Annotated in this window: 20 protein-coding genes and 1 tRNA gene; 11 read left to right on the forward strand and 10 right to left on the reverse strand. The window is 59.2% G+C overall.

What is annotated here, in order from left to right; genetic code table 11:
- The first annotated feature begins 138 nt into the window (after positions 1-138).
- Positions 139-855: an HPP family protein gene (locus FOT55_RS05420; protein WP_107227067.1), complete on the forward strand. Its 717-nt coding sequence runs from the start codon at positions 139-141 to the stop codon at positions 853-855.
- A 13-nt stretch (positions 856-868) separates the two neighbouring features.
- Here the strand turns inward: FOT55_RS05420 and FOT55_RS05425 are convergent, their stop codons facing one another.
- The 3 genes from FOT55_RS05425 to aac(6') form a co-directional block, all read right to left on the reverse strand.
- Positions 869-1618 carry a helix-turn-helix transcriptional regulator gene (locus FOT55_RS05425; protein WP_197538603.1) on the reverse strand — a complete coding sequence of 250 codons (750 nt, stop codon included), beginning with the start codon at positions 1616-1618 and terminating at the stop codon, positions 869-871.
- A gap of 148 nt (positions 1619-1766) precedes the next feature.
- Positions 1767-2408, reverse strand: a complete 642-nt coding sequence (locus FOT55_RS05430; protein ID WP_043142050.1) for a YbhB/YbcL family Raf kinase inhibitor-like protein — start codon at positions 2406-2408, stop codon at positions 1767-1769.
- A 290-nt stretch (positions 2409-2698) separates the two neighbouring features.
- Entirely contained in the window at positions 2699-3139 is a 441-nt protein-coding gene (gene aac(6') / locus FOT55_RS05435; RefSeq protein WP_147823201.1) for an aminoglycoside 6'-N-acetyltransferase, read from the reverse strand.
- A gap of 175 nt (positions 3140-3314) precedes the next feature.
- On the opposite strand from aac(6'), the gene FOT55_RS05440 reads away from it, so the two are divergent.
- Both FOT55_RS05440 and FOT55_RS05445 read left to right on the forward strand, forming a co-directional pair.
- Positions 3315-3950 (forward strand): hypothetical protein, encoded by a 636-nt coding sequence (locus tag FOT55_RS05440; RefSeq protein WP_147823202.1) that lies wholly within the window; start codon positions 3315-3317, stop codon positions 3948-3950.
- A 265-nt stretch (positions 3951-4215) separates the two neighbouring features.
- Positions 4216-4437 (forward strand): hypothetical protein, encoded by a 222-nt coding sequence (locus FOT55_RS05445; protein ID WP_033651283.1) that lies wholly within the window; start codon positions 4216-4218, stop codon positions 4435-4437.
- Positions 4438-4543: 106 nt separating this feature from the next.
- Here FOT55_RS05445 and FOT55_RS05450 read toward each other — a convergent pair.
- Positions 4544-4619: transfer RNA gene (locus FOT55_RS05450), tRNA-Ile, on the reverse strand.
- A gap of 146 nt (positions 4620-4765) precedes the next feature.
- Here FOT55_RS05450 and mug point away from each other — a divergent pair.
- A complete protein-coding gene (gene mug / locus FOT55_RS05455; RefSeq protein WP_147823203.1) occupies positions 4766-5254 on the forward strand; it encodes a G/U mismatch-specific DNA glycosylase in 489 nt (162 codons plus the stop codon).
- A 24-nt stretch (positions 5255-5278) separates the two neighbouring features.
- On the forward strand, positions 5279-5722 hold the full coding sequence (locus FOT55_RS05460) for a nuclear transport factor 2 family protein (protein ID WP_049204445.1): 444 nt from the start codon (positions 5279-5281) through the stop codon (positions 5720-5722).
- 55 nt (positions 5723-5777) lie between these two features.
- On the opposite strand, the gene rpoD is transcribed toward FOT55_RS05460, so the two are convergent.
- From rpoD to rpsU, 3 genes are all read right to left on the reverse strand, one after another.
- Entirely contained in the window at positions 5778-7619 is a 1842-nt protein-coding gene (rpoD, locus tag FOT55_RS05465; protein ID WP_043142056.1) for an RNA polymerase sigma factor RpoD, read from the reverse strand.
- Between the two features lie 157 nt (positions 7620-7776).
- Positions 7777-9525, reverse strand: coding sequence for a DNA primase (dnaG, locus tag FOT55_RS05470; protein WP_025304325.1), 1749 nt, complete (start codon positions 9523-9525; stop codon positions 7777-7779).
- Positions 9526-9661: 136 nt separating this feature from the next.
- Complete coding sequence (rpsU, locus tag FOT55_RS05475; protein WP_001144069.1) at positions 9662-9877, reverse strand: 30S ribosomal protein S21; 216 nt, start codon at positions 9875-9877, stop codon at positions 9662-9664.
- A gap of 325 nt (positions 9878-10202) precedes the next feature.
- On the opposite strand from rpsU, the gene tsaD reads away from it, so the two are divergent.
- On the forward strand, positions 10203-11216 hold the full coding sequence (gene tsaD / locus FOT55_RS05480; RefSeq protein WP_025304324.1) for a tRNA (adenosine(37)-N6)-threonylcarbamoyltransferase complex transferase subunit TsaD: 1014 nt from the start codon (positions 10203-10205) through the stop codon (positions 11214-11216).
- A gap of 30 nt (positions 11217-11246) precedes the next feature.
- Here tsaD and plsY read toward each other — a convergent pair whose 3' ends face one another.
- The gene (gene plsY / locus FOT55_RS05485) at positions 11247-11891 is read right to left on the reverse strand and encodes a glycerol-3-phosphate 1-O-acyltransferase PlsY (protein ID WP_025304323.1); all 645 of its coding nucleotides are present in this window, start codon (positions 11889-11891) and stop codon (positions 11247-11249) included.
- 107 nt (positions 11892-11998) lie between these two features.
- Here plsY and folB point away from each other — a divergent pair, with 107 nt between their 5' ends.
- Entirely contained in the window at positions 11999-12358 is a 360-nt protein-coding gene (folB, locus tag FOT55_RS05490) for a bifunctional dihydroneopterin aldolase/7,8-dihydroneopterin epimerase (protein ID WP_004937203.1), read from the forward strand.
- 132 nt (positions 12359-12490) lie between these two features.
- Positions 12491-13315 carry an undecaprenyl-diphosphate phosphatase gene (gene bacA / locus FOT55_RS05495; RefSeq protein WP_147823204.1) on the forward strand — a complete coding sequence of 275 codons (825 nt, stop codon included), beginning with the start codon at positions 12491-12493 and terminating at the stop codon, positions 13313-13315.
- A gap of 39 nt (positions 13316-13354) precedes the next feature.
- Here the strand turns inward: bacA and FOT55_RS05500 are convergent, their stop codons facing one another.
- Together FOT55_RS05500 and FOT55_RS05505 are read right to left on the reverse strand one after the other, a co-directional pair.
- The gene (locus FOT55_RS05500) at positions 13355-14599 is read right to left on the reverse strand and encodes a multifunctional CCA addition/repair protein (RefSeq protein ID WP_060448047.1); all 1245 of its coding nucleotides are present in this window, start codon (positions 14597-14599) and stop codon (positions 13355-13357) included.
- 122 nt (positions 14600-14721) lie between these two features.
- Positions 14722-15342: a TIGR04211 family SH3 domain-containing protein gene (locus tag FOT55_RS05505; protein ID WP_016930153.1), complete on the reverse strand. Its 621-nt coding sequence runs from the start codon at positions 15340-15342 to the stop codon at positions 14722-14724.
- A 278-nt stretch (positions 15343-15620) separates the two neighbouring features.
- On the opposite strand from FOT55_RS05505, the gene FOT55_RS05510 reads away from it, so the two are divergent.
- The 3 genes from FOT55_RS05510 (at position 15621) to hldE (ending at position 21319) form a co-directional block, all read left to right on the forward strand.
- Positions 15621-16928, forward strand: a complete 1308-nt coding sequence (locus FOT55_RS05510; RefSeq protein ID WP_147823205.1) for a CYTH domain-containing protein — start codon at positions 15621-15623, stop codon at positions 16926-16928.
- Between the two features lie 45 nt (positions 16929-16973).
- Positions 16974-19811 (forward strand): bifunctional [glutamate--ammonia ligase]-adenylyl-L-tyrosine phosphorylase/[glutamate--ammonia-ligase] adenylyltransferase, encoded by a 2838-nt coding sequence (gene glnE / locus FOT55_RS05515; protein ID WP_147823206.1) that lies wholly within the window; start codon positions 16974-16976, stop codon positions 19809-19811.
- A gap of 77 nt (positions 19812-19888) precedes the next feature.
- Positions 19889-21319, forward strand: coding sequence for a bifunctional D-glycero-beta-D-manno-heptose-7-phosphate kinase/D-glycero-beta-D-manno-heptose 1-phosphate adenylyltransferase HldE (gene hldE, locus FOT55_RS05520; RefSeq protein ID WP_019453075.1), 1431 nt, complete (start codon positions 19889-19891; stop codon positions 21317-21319).
- The last annotated feature ends 57 nt before the right edge of the window (positions 21320-21376 follow it).

Raw genomic sequence — 21376 nt, forward strand, 5'->3', positions numbered from 1 at the left:
CATCATTGTCGAGGGGAGGCTAAAAATCAATCTGTTAGCTAAAAGTTCTTGGGCGGCGCGGTTTACGGCGCCGTGAGTTCCTTCAGGATGATGTGATATATTTGTTGCCAACACGTGAATTGAGCCGTATTGGGTAACATGAAGACGCAGTGGATAGAACGAGTAAAAGTGGGATGCGCGCGCCTGTGGCCGCACCCGCTGGCGGTAGGCAAGCGAGAGATGCTGATTTCCAGCGTCGGTGCCGGTTTGGGGCTGATGCTCGCCGGTTGGATCAGCCACTTTATTTTGGGTGAGGTGAACCTCTGGTTTATCGCGCCGATGGGCGCTTCGGCGGTGCTGCTGTTCGGCGTGCCCAACAGCCCGTTGGCGCAGCCCTGGTCGATCGTCGGCGGCAATGCGCTGGCGGCGACGGTGGGCGTCAGCGCCGGTCTGCTGATCCCCGATCCGGGCCTGGCCTGCGGCGCGGCGGCGGCGGTGGCCATCGGCCTGATGTTCAAGCTGCGTTGCTTGCATCCACCCGGCGGCGCGGTGGCGCTGACCGCCATCCTCGGCGGCCCCGGTATTCACCAGATGGGCTATGACTTCGTACTGTATCCGGTGCTGCTGAACTCGGTGCTGCTGGCGGCGCTGGCCATTCTGTTCAATAACCTGGCCGGGCGACGCTACCCGCACGCGCTGGCGCCGGCGGAGGCCAAGCCGGCCAATTTGCCGATCGATGCCGTTTCCATCACCCGCGCCGATCTGCACGAGGCGCTGATGGAGGGGGATCTGTTCGATATCGACGAGGACGATCTGCAGGAGATCCTGCTGCGCGCCGAGCAGTTGGCGCATCAGCGGCAAAGCAAGATCGCCTGATCAGCCCAGCGTTTTATCGGATGGCGGAAGGCGCGTAACCAAAACGCTTTTGAAAGCGTTCGCTAAAACGCGCTCTGGATTTGTAACCGCAGGCCTCTGCAATGCGGGTCATATCCCATCGGGTGGTTTGAAGCAACATCATGGCGTGATGCATACGGACGTCTATCAGCAAGTCTTCGAAGCGCGTCTGTTCGGCGGCAAGGCGCCGCCGCAACGTTGCCGGGCTCATCGCTAACGTTTTTCCCGCCGTTTCTGCCGTCCAGTTTTGTTCCGGAGCCTCAAAAATCAAAGTGCGCAGGCGCTGTGATGGGCTATCCAATGGCAAATGCGTAAAAACATGTCCCCGTTCGGCCAGCGCGGTCAAAAAGTCCAGAAGGCGGTATTGCAGGCGAATATCACTGATTTCCTGTTTTTCCACGCTTTCAATCACGTGATAAAACGTCGCCGACAGGTCTTCGTCCAGAGGCAGCGTTTTCCACGCGTCATCTTTAGGGGGAATAGGGGGTGAAGCCTGCCGGGTTCGGTGAAAGACATCCAGCAGTTCTGCCGACAGCGTCAGGAGTATCGAGCGAAAAGGCCGATCGATATCGCCCGGCGTTTTGACTAAATCTGCGCGGGTGTTGGGGGGGACCAGGAGCAGTTCGCCGGGGGTCTCCAGAGACAAATGTTGTGAAGCCGATGTGATACCGAGTTGGCCCGCCACGATCAGCAAGACCGTCGCTTCATGGAAGACGAACTGCGGCGTGTGTAGCTGACGTTTCAATGTCGGCTGGCACACCCCGCACAAGCGGCGCCTCAACACCGGAGCCCCCGACGGAGAGTGCCAGTGCAAAAGTTTCGCGCCCGGCTCGCGTCTGGTTCGCACTGATCCGAAGGAACCGGTCCGGCTCATATTCGACTCCTTTATGCGATTATTTCGCCGTTGATGCTACGTTAGGGTTCAGGCTGTAAAGGCCTGTCAGGCTCGCCTGGGCTAACACCGGCGCTTCCGCCAGGGCAGCATTCACATTAGCCCCTGTCCAAGGCCCTTGTACATCCAAACCGGGGGTAGCAAGCGCATAAACCGTGAAAATATAATGATGAACTAACGTATCGTTCCACGGTGGGCATGGGCCATCGTAACCGTAGTATTCCCCCTTCATCTGCTCATCGGCGGCAAACCAACCGGTATAGTCATTGATGCCGTGGCGATAGGCCGAAGGGGCGTTTGGCCCGGATTTGCCACGCGGCGTTACGCCGTCCGATTGAGAGCCCGCCGCAATTTCCACGGTACTGGCCGGAATATCCAGCAGCAGCCAGTGAAAGAAATCAACGCGCGGCAACGATGCGGGCACAACCCGACCCTCTTGATTCACATCATCACCACGGCTTGGCACGTCGGGATCATGGCAAACGATCACGAAAGACTGCGTGCCTGCAGGCACTTCACTCCAGGCCAGATGGGGGTTGCGATTTCTCGATAAAGCGACATGGTTGGCGGCATCGGGGATAGCGAAGGCGAACTCACCGGGAATGAACTCTCCTTCTTTAAAGCTTTGGCTGGTCAGTTTCATAAATGCCAATCTCCTGTTCTATTGAGCGGTATCTGCGGGTATGTGATGTCCCCATTATAAGTTTTTCAAAATAAAACAAGGCGACAAATCCAATCAAAATAGAACCAATTACGCTCATTGTGATTGTATTTGATGGCATTATATTGATGGGCGACCGATACGATTGCTGTGCCGATGAGAGTGCCACGGCGAAAACGCTGGATGAGGAAGGGGGGTTGGTTAATATTGGTGGGGAAGAGACTGCTGCGCGCCGAGCCGTTGACGCATCAGCGGCAACGCAAGGTGCCTGATCAGCCCAGCGTTTTGCGGTAAAACACCACCCGCTCCGTTTCGGCAAAGCCCAGCGCCGCATGCAGGCGTTGGGAATCCAGATTAGCGATGTCGGTATCCGACGCCAGCTCGCTGCACCCCTGTTGCTTCGCCCACTCCTGCACCTGCGCGATCAGGCGCGCGGCCCAGCCCTGGCGGCGGGCGCGTTCGGCGGTATAAATCCCTTCCAAAAACGCCACCGGCGACGATTCGCAGCCGTTGACATAATCGTAGCGCAGCGCGACCTCGGCAAAGCCAACGAAAGCGCCGTCCAGCCCCCGCGCCATAAACGCGGTGTGGTGCGGCGAAGCCAATATCTCGCGCATTTCCGCGCGGTGTTCTTCCCGCGGGCAGGTGGGCCACAGCGCCGAGCGCAGAGCCAGCCAGGCATCAAGGTTGTCGTGGTCGCAGTTGACGATCATGCAGGGGCCTTATGAGTCGGAATAAATCAGGAATGCCGAGAGGGAAGTGTGGCACGGCGGCGGGAAACAAAAAAGCCATTATGCCGAGGGGCGCCCTTCATTAGGATGAAAGGGATGTTGATATTTTAAGCGAAGTTAGTATAGGGTACGGCCAGGGCGCTGATAAGGGATTGTTATGGATGCGAAAGCCGTAGCTCAAGGAATTCTTGAGGGAATAGAGTCTTTACCAAGGGGCATTGCCTATAGTGCTCGTAGGACATGGCAGGGAGCAGGGCTCGGCGGCCGAGAGCTTAGGCACCGCAATGAAATTGAAACGGAACGATTTATTAAGGTCGTTCGTGCCGGTTATGGTATCGAAACCCCGCTACGTGAGCTGATAGTGGTGATTATCCGTGACTGCTATCAGCGGATGGATCTGCAAACACAAACCGCGCTAAGCCAAAAATTTAACCATGCAGAGGGTTATCTTACAGGACGTATGGGGACGCAGTTCATTCTGGTTCAGCAAATCACACACCATATTTTGAAAAAGGTTATCGGCAGCACACTTTTCAAATGGGTATTCAAAGGTGTCACCATTGCTGGGCTAAACATCATTCTTTTACAAGGAATTATTGAAAAGGCCGCCGTTTCTTCGCGTCGTTTGCGGGAACAATATCCCTCAACGTACCATAAGCTCACGCCACGAAATTTGGACATGATCTACTTTCTGGCGGAGGAGTATCTTGAACCCTTTGTTGCCTATACCAGCAAATCGAAAATGTTCTGTGAAGGTGTGAATCATGAGCTATCTAAAGTCTTGGGGCAGTAAGCTCGGTAAAGGATTGTCGCACCTTGTGGAAGCGATTTTGGGCGGGATATTTTCTATCGCTGCGTTTGGCTCACTGTTCTGGTTCGACGAATGGTGGCAACGAATTCTAAGCGCGGCAATATTCCTGTTGCTGGTGTTTGTCACTATTGCTTTGTGTAGCCTTGTGAGAGGCGAGCGATAGCGGATAAATCAATCAAAAGCCAGCGGTTGGATTTTAACTAATGATCAAGTGATGATGACTTCCTATCGTTAAGTAAGAAAATCAATGAACTGGCTAAAATCCTTTCTTGTGAAGTTCGTTAAATTTGTTGGCCGGCAAACTGCTGACTTGGCTGAGTCCATAGTCATTGGCCTGTTCTCTATAGCGGCATTTGTTGCCTTGTTCTGGTTTGATGAGTGGTGGAAATCTATCGCTGCGGCTGTCGCGATCTTCTTTGCCGGCTTCCTGGTAAGTCTGGCTATAGGCTGGTTAAGAGGGGAAAGATAGCTGAGAGTGCCGGCATACCGCCGCCATTTTGCCGCCACTGTGAGCAAGAAATAAAAAAGCCACTTCGAGGGAAGTGGCTTTTTTATATGATTTTAAAGCTAAAATTTGGTGGCCCCTGTTGGGTTTGAACCAACGACCAAGCGATTATGAGTCGCCTGCTCTAACCACTGAGCTAAGGGGCCAAGCCGCGAGATTATAGGGAATCCTTAAGCGGCGGTCTACTGTTACCCGCCCGTATGTTGCTTTTCTGCACAGTTCTAGCCTGTTGTAATTGCTGGCGGATTTTGCGATAACCGCAGTAAATCCCTGCAATGGACTCACGACACTCATGGAACTTCTGGCGCCCAATCTGCGGGTGGTGTTTTGCGGCATCAACCCCGGCCTTTCTTCCGCCCACCAGGGCTACCCTTTCGCCAACGGCAGCAACCGCTTCTGGAAGGTGATCCATCAGGCCTGTTTTACCGAGAGCCAGCTGGCGCCGGAGCAGTGGCAGCAGTTGAAGGATAACGGCTGTGGCATTACCGCGCTGGTGGCGCGCCCGACGGTGGCGGCCAGCGAGCTGTCGCGCGACGAGTTGCGCAGCGGCGGCGAGGCGCTGCAAGAGAAGATCCTGCGCTACCAGCCGCGCGCGTTGGCGATTTTGGGCAAGCAGGCGTTCACCACCGCCTTCGGGGTGAAAAACGCGCCCTGGGGCAAGCAGACGATGGTGCTGGGGCAAACCGAGGTGTGGGTATTGCCCAACCCCAGCGGATTGAACCGCGCCACGCTGGAGCAGCTGACTGCCAGCTATCGCGAGCTGTTCCTGGCGCTGCAATGACATAAGGGAGTTGCGATGACATCGATGATGAAAGGTTGTGTGATGGCGCTGTTATTGGTGACCGGCACTGCACAGGCGGGGCATTCGCCACAGGAGGCGCGCAACAAGCAGAACGTGCTGGAGTTTTATCGGCAGGGGCTGAACAACAAGGATTTTGCGGCGGCGCGGCCGTTTTTGGGCGAGCAGTACAAGCAGCATAACCCCAACGCTAAAGACGGCGTGGCGGGCTTTCGTCAATTTGTCGAGCTGCTGAAAACGCGTTACCCCAATTCGCACAGTGAGGTGAAACAGGCGTTTGTCGACGGCGACTTCGTGATTTTGCATGTGGAAGTCAGCGGGCGCGAGGCCGGCAAGACCGCGGCGATCGTCGATATCTTCCGTCTCGACAGCGCCGGGAAGATCGTCGAGCATTGGGATGTAACGCAGCCGGTGCCGGAGAAGACCGCCAGCGGCAACAGCATGTTCTGAGGCATAAAAAAACCCCGGCAAGCCGGGGTTTTTGCTTTTGGTGCGGCAGCCGGACTTAATCGTCCAGGAAGCTGCGCAGCACTTCGGAACGGCTCGGGTGACGCAGCTTGCGCAGCGCCTTGGCTTCGATCTGACGAATACGCTCACGGGTAACGTCAAACTGCTTGCCTACCTCTTCCAGCGTGTGGTCGGTGTTCATGTCGATACCGAAACGCATGCGCAGCACTTTCGCTTCGCGCGCGGTCAGGCCGGCCAGCACATCGTGGGTAGCGGAACGCAGGCTCTCTGAGGTCGCGGAATCCAGCGGCAGCTCGAGGGTGGTATCCTCGATGAAGTCGCCCAGATGCGAATCTTCGTCGTCGCCGATCGGCGTTTCCATCGAGATTGGCTCTTTGGCGATCTTCAGCACCTTGCGGATCTTGTCTTCCGGCATCAGCATGCGCTCGGCCAGCTCTTCCGGCGTCGGCTCGCGGCCCATCTCTTGCAGCATCTGGCGCGAAATACGGTTGAGCTTGTTGATGGTCTCAATCATATGCACCGGAATACGGATGGTGCGCGCCTGATCGGCGATGGAGCGGGTGATAGCCTGACGGATCCACCAGGTGGCGTACGTCGAGAACTTGTAGCCGCGGCGATATTCGAACTTGTCTACCGCTTTCATCAGGCCGATGTTGCCTTCCTGGATCAGATCCAGGAACTGCAGGCCGCGGTTGGTGTATTTCTTGGCGATGGAAATAACCAGACGCAGGTTGGCCTCAACCATCTCTTTCTTCGCGCGGCGGGCTTTCGCTTCACCGATCGACATGCGACGGTTGATGTCTTTGACCTGCTCGATGGTCAGGCCGGTTTCTTCTTCGATCTGACGCAGTTTCTGCAGGCTGCGCTGCACGTCTTCGGCAACGTCTTTCAGCTTTTCCGACCATGGCTTGGCCATCGCCACTGCGGCTTCGAACCAGGAATCGCTGGTTTCGTTGCCGGCGAACAGGGTGACGAAGTTTTTCTTCGGCATTTTGCACTGTTCAACGCACAGCTTCATGATGATGCGTTCCTGGGTGCGAACGCGGTCCATCATAGTGCGCATGCTGTTGACCAGGAAGTCGAACTGTTTCGGCACCAGGCGGAACTGCTTGAACACTTCAGACAGCTTCAGGATCTCGTCCGCTGCGCTGGCGTGGCTGCGGCCGTTCTTCTTGATCACCAGACGTGTCGCTTCATACTGATCGCGCAGCTCGGCGAACTTCTGACGCGCCAGCTCCGGATCGATGCTGTTGTCGTCTTCGGTGTCGTCGTCTTCGGCGTCCTCATCTTCTTCGTCGTCGTCTTGCTCTTCGCTCGACAGTTCAGAACCGATGTGGGTCGCGGTTGGGGCGATGTCCTCTTCCGCGTTAGGATCGACGAAGCCGGTGATCAGATCGGACAGGCGCGCTTCGCCCGCTTCGACGCGATCGTACTGCTCAAGCAGGTAGGTGATGGCTTCCGGGTATTCGGCAACCGAGCACTGCACCTGGTTGATGCCGTCTTCGATGCGCTTGGCGATGTCGATTTCGCCTTCGCGCGTCAGCAGTTCGACGGTACCCATTTCGCGCATGTACATGCGCACCGGGTCGGTGGTGCGGCCGATTTCGGATTCCACGCTGGACAGAACCTGTGCGGCGGCTTCTTCCGCATCTTCGTCCGTGCTGTTCGAGTTTTCGGCGAGCAGCAGGTCATCGGCGTCCGGTGCTTCTTCCATCACCTGGATGCCCATGTCGTTAATCATCTGGATGATGTCTTCGATCTGATCGGAGTCGACGATATCTTCCGGCAGATGGTCATTGACCTCAGCATAGGTCAGATAGCCTTGCTCCTTACCACGGGTGACAAGTAGCTTCAGCTGTGACTGCGGGTTTTGCTCCATAAGACGGTATCCACACTTCAGAGTATTTAGGTTGGTGTCGGTCGGCGAAACCGCCAACAATAGCATTTGGGGCGTTTTCGTTATCGCCGCGGCCCACTATGGCGGCACTGTGCAGGGCTCTGCCCTCGCAATTATCGGCACTTAAGCCGTTTGGTATTCAGTTTTTCTTCGCTAAAACCTGGTTGAGAGAACGGACTTCCTCACGTTCCTCCGGGCTCAGGCCGCGCGTTCTGGCCTGGGCGATCAGCGTTTCCAGCCGTTGCTCGAGCACCGAGTCGTACAGGCTGGCCAACGTATCCAAAAAGGTCTGTTCGACCATGTCCTCAACGATCATATGGTTCCATGTCGCCAAGGTTTCAAGCTGCTGGCTGAATTTGTTGTCGCGATACAGCTCCAGCAATTGCCCGGTTGTCAGGCCCGGCTGCGCCAAACAGGTCTGCACCAGTTCGACGAACAGCGGCAATCCCGCCTGTTTGGTCTGCTCCAACCCTTCCAGCGAAGGGATAAGTGTAGCCAACTGCGGATTTTGCACCAGTAACCCTATCAGTATACGCATGGTTGTGCGTTTTAGCTGGGGCGCCTGATAAGGATTCGCATTTTCCGCCTGCTTGGGCATCAGCTTGTCGAGCTGGCTGTCGTCCAGCAGCCCCAGCTTGTTGCCGAGCTCCTGACGCAGGTACAAGCGCAACGTTTCGCCCGGCACCTGAGTAATCAGCGGCAGCGCCAGCGTGCTCAGCTTGGCGCGCCCGTCCGGGCTGCTCAAATCCACCTGCGGCAGCAGGCTTTCGAACAGGAAAGTGGACAGCGGCTGCGCCTGCTCCATTCGCTGTTCGAAGGCTTCTTTGCCTTCTTTGCGCACCAGGGTGTCCGGGTCTTCACCGTCGGGCAAAAACATGAACCGCAGCTGGCGCCCGTCGTTCAGGTACGGCAGCGCGGTTTCCAGCGCCCGCCAGGCCGCTTCGCGGCCGGCGCGGTCGCCGTCGTAGCAGCAAACGACGTTGTCGGTAGCGCGGAACAGCAGCTGAATGTGTTCAGCCGTCGTCGAGGTCCCGAGCGAGGCGACGGCATAATCGATGCCGAATTGCGCCAACGCCACCACGTCCATATACCCTTCCACCACCAGCAGCCGCTGGAGGGTAGGGTGGTTCTGCTGTGCTTCATACAGGCCGTACAGCTGGCGGCCCTTATGGAAAACTTCGGTTTCCGGCGAGTTCAGGTACTTCGGCATACCGTCGCCCAGCACGCGGCCGCCGAAGGCGATCACGCGCCCGCGCTTGTCGCGGATGGGGAACATCACCCGTTCGCGGAAACGGTCGTACGAACGCCCCTGATCGTTAGTCACCAGCATGCCGGCATCGTTCAATGCGCGGCGCGAGTCGGCGTCGCGGCCGAAACGCTTCAGGGCGTTGTCCCATCCCGCCGGCGCGAAGCCGATGGCGAAATGGCGAATAACGTCGTCACTTAATCCGCGCTGCTGCAAATAGCTGCGCGCCGGTGCCCCGGAGGACTGCTGCAGTGACTGTTGATAGAACGCGCTGAGCTGCTCCATCAGTTGGTACAGGCTCTGGCGCTGATGGCGTTCGATCTGGGTCGGCCCGGTGCCCGCTTCGTAAGGCACTTCCAGCCCGTGCATGGTCGCCAGCTCTTCGATGGTTTCGACAAACTCGAGTCGGTCGTAATTCATCAAAAAGTCGACGGCGTTGCCGTGCGCACCACACCCAAAACAGTGATAAAACTGCTTTTCGCCATTAACGGTAAAGGAAGGCGTCTTTTCGTGGTGGAACGGACAGCACGCGTGGTAGTTCTTGCCTTGCTTCTTGAGCTTCACGCGGGCGTCGATCAAATCGACGATGTCGGTGCGAGCCAGCAAGTCATTGATAAATACGCGCGGAATTCGTCCAGCCATAAGCCCTTACTTCATTAGCCTATAAACGAGAACAAGCCGCGCATTCCTTTCGGAAAGCACGGCCTTCGTATGCAACTACTCGGTCTGCGCGATTTTGAAAATCAGAAATTCACGCGGTGGGGTTGCCCCCGAAGAATTAATACAGACGAGTGCGGCGTGCGTTTTCGCGAGCCAGTTTCTTCGCGTGACGTTTCACAGCAGAAGCTTTAGCGCGTTTACGTTCGGTAGTTGGTTTTTCATAAAACTCACGACGACGAACTTCAGCTAAAACACCCGCTTTTTCGCAAGAGCGTTTGAAACGACGCAGAGCAACGTCAAATGGCTCGTTTTCACGTACTTTAATTACCGGCATGTGCCTCTCACCTCAATAAAATTCGGTTTGCTGCTGGCCAAGCGCCAGCCTTTTCAAAATGGTGCGGAATTTTACTCCAATGGATGCTGCTTTGTAAAGCATCACAGCAAATTGAAACCCGCGTCGCTCTGCCGCAACGTGCGCAATTTTGCACCGGGCGCTGATTATAGACTAATCAGAAAAAAATGCTCGTATTTAATCGCTCGGGCATTTTCTGGATGAATCATCGACATAGGCGCAAGCCGGTGACAAGATGCGCCGCATCGGCGGTAAATGCGGCGGAATGTGGTAGACTGGCGGCCGCACGTGAATGATGGGAAATGTAATGCGAGTACTGGGTATAGAAACGTCCTGCGATGAAACCGGAATTGCAGTGTATGACGATCAAACCGGTTTGTTGGCCAACCAATTATACAGCCAGGTGAAGCTGCACGCCGACTACGGCGGCGTGGTGCCGGAACTGGCCTCCCGCGATCACGTGCGCAAAACCGTGCCGCTGATTCAGGCGGCGCTGAAAGAGGCCAACCTGACTCCGGCCGATATCGACGGCGTGGCTTATACCGCCGGGCCGGGCCTGGTAGGCGCGCTGCTGGTCGGCGCTACCGTCGGGCGTGCGCTGGCGTTCGCCTGGAACGTGCCGGCGGTGCCGGTACACCACATGGAAGGCCACTTGCTGGCGCCGATGCTGGAAGATAACCCGCCGGCGTTCCCGTTCGTCGCGCTGCTGGTCTCCGGTGGCCACACTCAGCTGATCAGCGTCACCGGCATCGGTGAGTATGCACTGCTGGGCGAGTCGATCGACGATGCCGCCGGCGAAGCGTTCGACAAAACCGCCAAGCTGCTCGGCCTGGATTATCCCGGCGGGCCGATGCTGTCGAAGATGGCGCAGCAGGGCACGGCGGGGCGTTTCACCTTCCCGCGGCCGATGACCGATCGTCCGGGGCTGGACTTCAGCTTCTCCGGGCTGAAAACCTTCGCCGCCAACACCATTCGCTCCAACGGCAACGACGATCAGACGCGTGCCGACATCGCCCGCGCCTTCGAGGATGCGGTGGTGGATACGCTGGCGATCAAATGCAAACGTGCCCTCGAGCAAACCGGCTTCAAACGCCTGGTGATGGCCGGCGGCGTGAGCGCCAACCGCACATTGCGTGCCAAGCTGGCGGAGATGATGCAGAAACGCGGCGGGGAAGTGTTCTATGCCCGCCCGGAATTTTGCACCGACAACGGCGCGATGATCGCCTATGCCGGCATGGTGCGGCTGAAGAGCGGCGCCAACCCGGAGCTGAGCGTTTCGGTGCGGCCGCGCTGGCCGCTGGCGGAACTACCTGCGGTATAAAGCAAAGGGCCGGATAATCCGGCCCTTCTGTTATTCGTCTTTCGGCTGGTCGCCGTTATCCTCATCCGCGTCGTTTTTCTTCTTGCGGAACTTGCCCCAAATCTTGCCTTCCTGGCCGCGCCACAGGCGCTGGATATTGTCGTGATGCCGCATCAGGATCAGGCAGGAGAGCATCGCTACCGGGAAGGTGAACTGCGGTTTGAACCACCAGACGTAGAACGGGGCGATAAGCGCGCTGACGATGGCGCCGAGCGAAGAGTAGCCGCTGAGCAGCACCGTCAGCAGCCAGGTGCCGGTCATCAGGCCGGTCAGATCCCAGCCGATAGGCGCGATGGCGCCAAACGCCGTCGCCACGCCTTTACCGCCGCGGAAGTGGAAGAACACCGGGTAGATGTGCCCCAGACAGGCGGCGATCGCCGTCAGGCCTAGGTACAGCGGCGGCACATCGAGTTTGTAGGCCAGCCAGACCGGCAACATCCCTTTCAGAATATCGAACACCAGCACCGCCGCCGCCGCCAGCCGGCCGCCGATGCGCAGGACGTTGGTCGCCCCGGGATTTCCTGAGCCATGCTCACGCGGGTCCGGCAGCCTGGCGATCCGGCAAACCAGGATCGCGCTCGAAATCGAGCCGCACAGATACGCGAAGATAATCATGCCAAGCGCGGTAGCACTCATAACGCGGTTCCGTTTAATAATGGTCGTTTTACTCGCAACATCTATGGATAATACGCACATTCCGCTGGAAGTGGTATCCGGCAAGGCCAAAAACAGAGAATGACGTGATGGATATCGTATTTATTGAAGAGCTTACCGTAATTACCACCATTGGCGTTTATGAGTGGGAACAGGGCATTCGTCAGAAGCTGGTGTTCGATATCGAAATGGGCTGGGATAACCGGCCGGCCGCCGCCAGCGACGACGTAACTGACTGTCTGAGCTATGCCGACGTCAGCGATGCCGTGATCCAACACGTGGAGTCGAACCGCTTCGCCCTGGTGGAACGCGTGGCGGAGGAAATATCTGAAATTTTGCTTCAGCGCTTCAATTCCCCGTGGGTCCGTATTAAGGTCAGCAAACCGGGCGCTGTAGCACATGCCAATCGGGTCGGCGTGATCATTGAGCGCGGCACTCGTCCCGCATGATTTTATGTCATCTGCTTGCAACGAAAGACCGTTAAGCTGGTCTTAATCCTGAGAATTGTTTTAGCGGCATTGTCTTTAAGCATTGCCGCTTTTTTATGTGAAAGCCGTTATTTTATAGGGTGAGCGAAGCACATGGCTGACATGCATTCACTGTTTATTGCGTTTGTTCTTGGGGTTGTCGAGGGGTTAACCGAATTTCTGCCGGTGTCTTCCACCGGGCATATGATTATCGTTGGCGAGTGGCTGGGCTTTACCGGCGACAAAGCCAAAACCTTTGAAGTCATCATCCAGCTGGGGTCGATCCTGGCCGTCGTCGTGATGTTCTGGCGCAGGTTGTTCGGCCTGATCGGCATCCATTTCGGCGGCAAGCCGGTGGAGCACGAGGGTAAAACCAGCGGTCAGCTGAAGCTGGGGCACATCCTGCTGGCGATGATCCCGGCGGTGGCGCTGGGCCTGGCCTTCCATGATTTCATCAAGTCGCTGTTCGCGCCGAAAAACGTGATGTATGCGTTGGTGGTCGGCGGTCTGCTGCTGCTGGCGGCGGAATGGCTGAAGCCGAAGAAACCGAGCGCGGAAGGGCTGGATGACATCACCTACCGCCAGGCGTTCATGATCGGCTGCTTCCAGTGCCTGGCGCTGTGGCCGGGCTTCTCCCGTTCGGGTTCCACTATCGCCGGCGGTATGCTGGTGGGCGTGAACCGCTATGCGGCGTCCGAGTTCTCCTTCATTTTGGCGGTGCCGATGATGATTGGTGCCAGCGGCCTGGATCTGTACAAGAGCCTGCACTTCCTGACCTGGGGCGATCTGCCGATGTTTGCCGTCGGCTTCGTTACTGCCTTCGTGGTGGCGCTGATTGCGATCAAGACCTTCCTGTCGCTGATCAAACGCATCTCGTTCGTGCCGTTCGCCATCTACCGCTTTATCGTGGCGGCCGTGGTTTACATGGTGTTCCTGTAAGCCCGATACCAAGAAAAAACCCCGCTCTGCGGGGTTTTTTTATGCCTGATCGTTGATAATCGTTTGGGTGAGCTTCCACTCGGCCAGCGCCTGCTGGCGGCGGCGTTTGAGCTCGTCGCGGATCGCGGTGCCCTGCAGCCCGCTGGCTACCACCTCTTTAATCGATACCGCGCTCGCCACCTGATACGCCTGGCGCAGATAGTCGCCCTGCGGATAGGGATTTTTCTCAAAGCCGGTGCGTCCGCGCGCGTCCGCTTCGCTGGTCAGGATCATCTGCTCCAGCCTCTGGGGCTTGCGCCAGACGTCGATGGCGTCGAACAGCTTCAATAGGGTCTCCGGCCGCAGCTTGTTCACGGTGTGGATCAGATCATGGTACTCGGCCACCAGCTTGCTCAGATCGCGCACCGGGTTAGGCACCCGCAGCCGCTGGCACAGCGCCTCGACCAGCCGTACGCCCGCCGGGCCGTGGCCGTGGTGATGCGGCCAGAACTCTTTTGGCGTCAACCCTTTGCCGAGGTCATGGCACAGGGTGGCGAAGCGCACGTCCACCTCCGGCGTGAGGCGGGCGGCGATCGCCAGCGCCATCAGCGTGTGCACGCCGGTGTCGATCTCCGGGTGCCACTTGGCGGGGGCCGGCACGCCGAACAGCGCGTCGATTTCCGGGAACAGCACCGCCAGCGCATCGCAATCGCGCAGCACCTGAAAATAGACCTGCGGGCTCTGGCTTTGCAGCGCCTTTTCGGTTTCCTTCCAGACGCGTTCGGCGGTCAGCGCAGCCAGTTCACCGCCGTGCGCCATTTGGCGCATCAGGGCGAGCGTTTCGTCGGCGATGCGAAAACCCAGGTGGGCGAAGCGGGCATTGAAACGCGCCACGCGCAGTACTCGCAGCGGATCTTCGCCGAACGCGTCGGAAACGTGGCGCAGCACGCGCGCCTGCAGATCGGCCACGCCGCCGTAAGGGTCAATCAGCTCCCCTTCGGCGGAACGGGCGATGGCGTTGATGGTCAGATCGCGCCGCAGCAGATCTTCCTCCAGCGTGACGTCCGGCGCGGCATAGCAGGTAAAACCGGTGTACCCTTGGCCGGATTTGCGCTCGGTGCGCGCCAGCGCGTATTCCTCATGAGAATCGGGGTTGAGGAACACCGGGAAATCTTTGCCGACCTGTTGGTAACCCAATGCCAGCAGCTCTGCCGGCGTGGCGCCCACTACCACCCAATCATGATCGACCACCGGAATATTGAGCAGGCTGTCGCGAACGGCGCCGCCGACCAGATAAATCTGCACTGTTGACTCCTGAATATCGTGTAAGGCTCTGTCTATCAGATTACATGAATTGGCCGCGGGATGTCGGCGCCAATGAAAAGGGCGCCCGCAGGCGCCCATACTCAAACTGAACGATACTGAGATCAGTTCATCCAGCGATTGTTGTTCTTGCGGCGCGGGATCAGGTGCGGCAACAGCAGACCCAACAGCAAACCGACGCCGGCAACGCCGCCGCCGTACATGAACCACTGCAGAATAATGGTGCGCTGTTTATCGTCGAGCTGCAGGTTAACGGCGTTGACCTTCTTCTGCGCCACCACCAGCTGGTTTTTCAGATCCTGGTTTTCCTTCTGCAGGCTGCTGATGGTGCTGTCGCTGCCCGCGACTTTTTCCTGCATTTCCGAGGTGCGCTGGTTCCAGGTGTTATCGATGTTGGCCAGTTTGTCGGTCAGGGTTTTCACCTGCTGTTCCAGCTCGGGCACGCGGGTGCGCAGGCTTGGCGTCTGGCTGAGCTGATCGAGCGGGATCCAGGTGGTGCGGCCTTTGGGATCGCGGATCTGGCCGTAATTGGTGCTGTCGTTGACGCTCAGCAGGGTCACTTCTTCACCGGCGTTCAGAGTGCCGACAATACGGTACTGATTACCTGGGCCGCTATGGACATAAGTGCTTAACTCATCGGAGATATAGCGTTTATCTTCGGCATGTGCGGCCCAAGTGATGCTGAAGCTCAGCGCGGCAAGGAAAATCAGGCGTAATTTCTGCATTAGTTCATCGTTTCTGGGTGAATTTATGGAACGATAGTAGAGGGTTCAGTCTGACGACGCAACGCCAAAACCGGAATGAGAACTATCTTACTGTGGCTGATTCTGTGAGTTGCGCAGCGTTTTATAACGTAACAGGTTTTTTCTACAGTTAGCAGGGTTAAGGCGCCGGGAATCGCGGTAAGATAACGGCAACTGTGCGTCAGTGGGCAGCATACGGCGGGCCGAGCGCGCCGAGCTGAAACCGACGTGAATGCGTAACTTATTGGTGTTAAAGAATTATGACCGTTGAAATTGAACTGAAATTCATCGCCGCGCCGCAAGCGGTGGCCGCACTGCCACACTGGCTCGCCGCCTGGCCGCATCAGCATTCCGCGCCGCAAAAACTGACCAACATTTACTTCGAAACGGCCGACAATTTCCTGCGCCGTCACGACATGGGGCTGCGCATTCGCGGTTTCGACGATCGCTATGAGATGACCATCAAAACCGCAGGTAAAGTGGTGGCCGGCCTGCACCAGCGCCCGGAATACAATGTCGCCATCGCCGAACCGCAGCTGGCGCTGGCGCAGTTTCCTGCCGACATCTGGCCGCAGGATTGCGATATCGCGGCGCTGCAGCAGGAGTTGCAACCGCTGTTCCGTACCGATTTTGTGCGTGAGAAGTGGGTGGTTACTTACGGCCAAAGTGAGATAGAGATTGGCCTGGATCAGGGTGAGGTGCGCGCCGGTGATCTCAGCGAAGCCCTGAGCGAGATAGAACTGGAGTTGCTGAAAGGCAACACCGCCGATCTGCTGGCATTGGCCGGTGAGCTGGCGGCGCACGATGGGCTGCGTCAGGGCAGCCTGAGCAAGGCGGCGCGTGGTTACCACCTGGCGCAGGGCAATCCGCCGCGCGAGGTGCGCTCGCTGCAGGTGCTGAAGCCGGCGGCGAAGGCGACCGTGGAGCAGGGGATGATCGCCGCCTTCGAACTGGCGCTGAACCACTGGCAGTACCATGAAGAGCTGTGGCTGCGCGGCGACGCGCAGGCGCGCGGGGCGGTCATCGAAGCGGTCGGCACGATCCGCCAGGCGCTGGTGATCTTCGGCGGCCTGGTGCCGCGCAAGGCCAGCGCCGATCTGCGCGCCCGTTTGACCGAACTCGAACCATTGTTGGCGGATAAAGCCGCGCAACCAGAGACCCTGTGCTACAGCACAGCTTACCTGCAGTGTAAGTTGGCGCTCACATCATGGCTGGTGAGCGGCGCCTGGAGGCCGTTTATCGATGCCAAAGGGCAGACCAAGCTGGACGGTTCTTTCAAACGCTTTAGCGACATCATGCTGGGGCGCAGCGGCGCGGAGCTGAAAGAAGCCTTCAGCCGTACGCTGAACGAAGATGAATATCAGGAACAATTGCCGCGCCTGACGCGTCAGATTTCGACGCTGATCCTGCTGTCGGGCGCTTACCCCGACGAGCAGACCGGGCCTTATATCGACGCCTGGCGCGAGTTGCAGGCGGCGCTGAGCGAGCGCCGCCAGGGCTGGTATGAAGCCAGCCGCAAACAGGCCTTATCGCATGCGCCATTCTGGTTAAACGGCGCGCTTCGTTAATCCAGTCGGCCCGCCAGCCGTGGGCCGCAGAACGGGTCATACACTATGTCGCCACTTTCAGCCGCGTTACAGGCTCAGGCACAGCAGGTTGTGCAGCGTTTTCAGGAAGTTCACGGCGCGGACAGCGCCTTTAGCGAGCAGGAGCAGTGGGTGCTGGCGTCGAGCGACTTCGTCAGCGACGCGCTGCTCGCCCAGCCGGCCTGGCTCGCGACGCTGCGCGAGCAGCCGCCGGCGCCCGGCGAGTGGCAACACTATGCCGCCTGGCTGCAGGACGAGCTGGAAGAGGTGCGTGACGAAGCGCAGCTGATGCGCACGCTGCGCCTGTTTCGCCGCGAGACGCTGGTGCGTATCGCCTGGGCGCAGGCGCAGGGGCTGTGTTCGACCGAAGAAACGCTGCTGCAGCTGAGCGGGCTGGCGGAGACGCTGATCGTCAGCGCCCGCGACTGGCTGTACCAAACCTGCTGCCGCGAGTGGGGCACGCCGTGCAATGCCGCCGGCGAACCGCAGCCGCTGCTGATCCTCGGCATGGGCAAGCTGGGCGGCGGCGAACTGAACTTCTCGTCGGACATCGATCTGATCTTCGCTTACCCGGAAAATGGTCAAACCCAGGGCGGGCGGCGCGAGCTGGACAATGCCCAGTTCTTCACCCGTCTCGGCCAGCGGCTGATCAAGGCGCTGGATCAACAGACCATCGACGGCTTCGTCTATCGCGTCGACATGCGGCTGCGGCCGTTCGGCGACAGCGGCCCGTTGGTGATGAGCTTCGCGGCGCTGGAAGATTATTATCAAGAGCAGGGGCGCGACTGGGAGCGCTATGCGATGGTGAAGGCGCGCCTGATGGGCGGGGCGGAAGACGCCTACAGCCAGGAGCTGCGCAAAACCCTGCGGCCGTTCGTGTTCCGCCGCTACATCGATTTCAGCGTCATCCAGTCGCTGCGCAACATGAAGGGCATGATCGCCCGTGAAGTACGGCGTCGCGGCCTGAAGGACAACATCAAGCTGGGCGCCGGCGGCATTCGCGAAATCGAATTCATCACCCAGGTATTCCAGCTGATCCGCGGCGGCCGCGAGCCGGCGCTGCAGGGGCGTTCGCTGCTGCCGACGCTGCAGGCGGTGGGTGAGCTGGGGCTGCTGGAGGCCGAGCAGGTGCGGGCGCTGAGCGCCGCCTACCTGTTCCTGCGGCGGTTGGAGAACTTGCTGCAGGCGATCGGCGATCAGCAAACCCAGACGCTGCCGCAGGAGGCACTCGATCAGGCGCGGTTGGCCTACGGCATGGGATTGGCGGATTGGCCGGCGCTGATGGCGGCGCTGGACGCGCACATGCAGGCGGTGCGCGCGGTGTTCGACGACCTGATCGGCGACGATAGCCCGGATGTCGGCGAAGATCCCGATTACCAGCACTACCACAGCCTGTGGCAGGACGCGCTGGAGGAGAACGAGCTGGCGCCGCTGACGCCGCACCTCGATGAAGAGGGGCGCCGACAGATGCTGCGCACCATCGCCGATTTTCGTCACGACGTCGACAAGCGCACCATCGGCCCGCGCGGCCGCGACGTGCTCGATCAGCTGATGCCGCGCCTGCTGGCGGAGGTATGCCCGCGGCAGGACGCGCCGACCGCGCTGGTGCGGCTGGCACAGCTGCTGCTCAGCATCGTCACCCGTACCACCTACCTCGAATTGTTGGTGGAGTACCACGCGGCGCTCAGCCATCTGATCCGCCTGTGCGCCGCGTCGCCGATGGTCGCCAACCAGCTGTCTCGTTACCCGCTGCTGCTGGACGAGCTGCTGGATCCGGCCACGCTGTATCAGCCGGTGGCGCTGGACGCCTACCGCAGCGAACTGCGCCAGTATCTGCTGCGGGTGCCGGAAGACGACGAAGAGCAAAAGCTGGAGGCGCTGCGTCAGTTCAAACAGGCACAGCAGCTGCGCATCGCCGCTGCGGATATCGCCGGCGCGCTGCCGGTGATGAAAGTGAGCGACCATCTGACTTATTTGGCGGAGGCGATCATCGACGCGGTGGTGCAACAGGCCTGGAGCGACATGGTGGCGCGCTACGGCCAGCCGACCCATCTGCAGGAACGCGAAGGGCGCGGCTTTGCGGTGATCGGCTACGGCAAGCTGGGCGGCTGGGAGCTGGGGTACAGTTCCGACCTCGATCTGGTGTTCTTGTTGGATTGCCCGCCGGAGGTGATGACCGACGGCGATCGCTGCATCGACGGCCGTCAGTTCTACCTGCGGCTGGCGCAGCGGGTGATGCATCTGTTCAGCACCCGCACCTCCTCCGGCATTCTGTATGAGGTTGACGCGCGTCTGCGGCCTTCCGGTGCGGCGGGGATGCTGGTCAGCACCGTCGAGGCGTTCGCCGACTACCAGCAAAACGAAGCCTGGACCTGGGAGCATCAGGCCCTGGTGCGTGCGCGCATCGTGCATGGCGATCCGGCGCTGCATCAGCAGTTTGACGCAATCCGGCGCGAGATCCTGTGCAAAATGCGCGATGCGCAGACCCTGAAGCGCGAAGTGCGCGAGATGCGCGAAAAGATGCGCAACCATCTCGGCAGCAAGCAGCGCGATCTGTTTGATATCAAAACCGATGAGGGCGGCATTACCGACATCGAATTTATCGCCCAATATCTGGTCTTACGCTATGCGCCGGGTGAACCGCGGCTGACGCGTTGGTCGGACAACGTGCGCATCTTCGAGCTGATGGCCAATTACGACATCATGCCGGAAGAGGAGGCGCGCGCGCTGACCCAGGCCTATGTCACCATGCGCGACGAGATCCACCACCTGGCGCTGCAGGAACATTCCGGCAAGGTCGGCAGCGGGCTGTTTGCCGCCGAGCGCGAACAGGTACGCGCCAGCTGGGCCAAATGGCTGGATTAATACCTTTTTGCGGGTATTCCGGCGGTCTGTGGTAATATCTGCGCCACTAAAATTTTGTTCTTTTTTGGAGTTATCGGATGAAAGTTACGCTGCCTGATTTTCGCCGCGCCGGTGTGCTGGTGGTCGGTGACGTCATGTTGGATCGCTATTGGTATGGGCCGACCAGCCGCATTTCACCGGAAGCCCCGGTGCCGGTGGTCAAGGTCGATACCATCGAAGAGCGTCCCGGCGGCGCGGCTAACGTGGCGATGAACATCGCTTCGCTGGGCGCCACTTCCCGTCTGGTGGGCCTGACCGGCATCGACGATGCGGCGCGGGCGCTGAGCGCCAAGCTGAATGAAGTCAACGTGCGCTGCGACTTCGTCTCGGTGCCGACCCATCCGACCATCACCAAGCTGCGCGTGCTGTCCCGCAACCAGCAACTGATCCGTCTCGACTTCGAAGAAGGCTTCTCCAACGTTGATCCACAGCCGATGCTGGAGCGTATTCAGCAGGCGCTGCCGCAGATCGGCGCGCTGGTGCTGTCCGATTACGCCAAGGGCGCGCTCAGCCAGGTGCAGGGCATGATCCAACTGGCGCGTGCCGCCAAGGTGCCGGTGCTGATCGATCCGAAAGGGTCCGATTTCGAGCGCTATCGCGGCGCGACGCTGCTGACGCCGAACCTGTCCGAGTTCGAAGCGGTGGTGGGCCACTGCAAGGATGAAGCGGAATTGGTGGAACGCGGCATGAAGCTGGTGGCGGATTTCGAGCTGTCGGCGCTGCTTGTTACCCGTTCAGAACACGGCATGACGCTGTTGCAGCCGGGCGTTGAACCGCTGCACTTGCCGACCCAGGCGCAGGAAGTGTTTGATGTGACCGGCGCCGGCGACACCGTGATCGGCGTGCTGGCCGCCTCGCTGGCCGCCGGTAACTCGCTGGAAGAGTCCTGTTTCCTGGCCAACGCTGCCGCCGGCGTGGTGGTGGGCAAGCTCGGTACCTCCACCGTGTCGCCGATCGAGCTGGAAAACGCGGTGCGCGGCCGCGCCGAGACCGGTTTTGGCGTGATGACCGAAGCGCAGTTGAAGCATGCCGTCGCGCAGGCGCGTCAGCGCGGCGAAAAAGTGGTGATGACCAACGGCATCTTCGACATTTTGCATGCCGGCCACGTCTCTTATCTGGCCAACGCCCGCAAGCTGGGCGATCGCCTGATCGTGGCGGTGAACAGCGATGCGTCGACCAAGCGCCTGAAAGGGGAAACACGCCCGGTCAACGCGCTGGAGAACCGCATGATCGTGCTGGGTGCGCTGGAAGCGGTGGATTGGGTGGTGCCGTTCGAAGAGGACACGCCGCAGCGCTTGATCGCCGACATTCTGCCGGATCTGCTGGTGAAAGGCGGCGATTACAAACCGGAAGAGATTGCCGGCAGTGCGGAAGTGTGGGCCAACGGCGGCGATGTCAAAGTGTTGAACTTTGAAGACGGCCTGTCGACCACCAACATCATCAAAGCGATTAAAGACGGGCGCGGCTAACGCCGGGTAATCTAAAGAACAAGGGCGCGCGGTTCATACAGGTGCGCGCCCTTCGCG

Origin of the sequence: Serratia bockelmannii (genome assembly GCF_008011855.1) — a bacterium.
Taxonomy (GTDB): Bacteria; Pseudomonadota; Gammaproteobacteria; order Enterobacterales; family Enterobacteriaceae; genus Serratia; species Serratia bockelmannii.